Below are 750 nucleotides of genomic sequence, written 5' to 3'. Positions count from 1 at the left end.
GTCATAACCACCCGTGAAAACGGGTGGCTTGTACACCGGCTATAAGCCGTTTCTCTCCAGCGGCGTCTAAAGACGCTCGCTGAACTTCGTTCAGGTCGTGCTATATTACTTGACTAATGCCCGTCACAACGGGCTTTTACCTTGTTCTAAATCCGCCATCAGAAAACGGATCTTCATATTCTTTTACACTCAGCTTATCGAGTGCAATGTCATTCTTTTCCTGCTCGCGAATATATTTAGCTACGGTCTTTTCGTTTAGTCCAACGGTACTTACATAGTATCCCCTAGCCCAGAACTTTCGATTTCCATACTTATATTTTAAATTAGCGTGCTTATCAAATATCATCAATGCACTTTTGCTCTTGAGATACCCCATAAAATCGGAAATCGAAAGTTTGGGAGGTATCAATACAAGCAGGTGTACATGGTCTGGCATCATATGACCTTCGATAATCTCCACGCCACGACAACCGCATAGATGTTTAATAATATCTATCAAATCCGACCTGACTTTGTAATATATCGCCTTACGGCGATACTTAGGTGTAAAAACTATATGATATTTGCACATCCATTTAGTATGTGATAAACTGTAACTGGTTTTAGCCATTTATTTTTCCTCCTTTATCTAACCTGAACAATTAGATTATACTTGGAAAAATAAATGGAAGCTAGAAGCCTTGTCAGCCACCAGCATAGCTGGTGGTTTTCTTGTTTTTCTCTACGAGAAAAACTGGCTTGAAGCCATAA

Annotated in this window: 1 protein-coding gene; it reads right to left on the bottom strand. The window is 40.0% G+C overall.

Going from position 1 to position 750, the window contains the following annotated elements; all coding sequences use genetic code 11:
* Positions 1–136 precede the first annotated feature (136 nt).
* Positions 137–610 (bottom strand): IS200/IS605 family transposase, encoded by a 474-nt coding sequence (gene tnpA / locus HT715_RS10885; protein ID WP_001140801.1) that lies wholly within the window; start codon positions 608–610, stop codon positions 137–139.
* Positions 611–750: the final 140 nt, after the last annotated feature.

Source organism: Streptococcus sp. 4155, assembly GCF_013276695.1.
Classification (GTDB): Bacteria; Bacillota; Bacilli; order Lactobacillales; family Streptococcaceae; genus Streptococcus; species Streptococcus pseudopneumoniae.
This window is presented reverse-complemented; position numbering and strand designations above follow the sequence as displayed.

What these genes read in the sequence shown, in the direction of transcription:
- tnpA (WP_001140801.1), bottom strand. Translation starts at nt 610, where the DNA reads ATGGCTAAAACCAGTTACAGTTTATCACATACTAAATGGATGTGCAAA.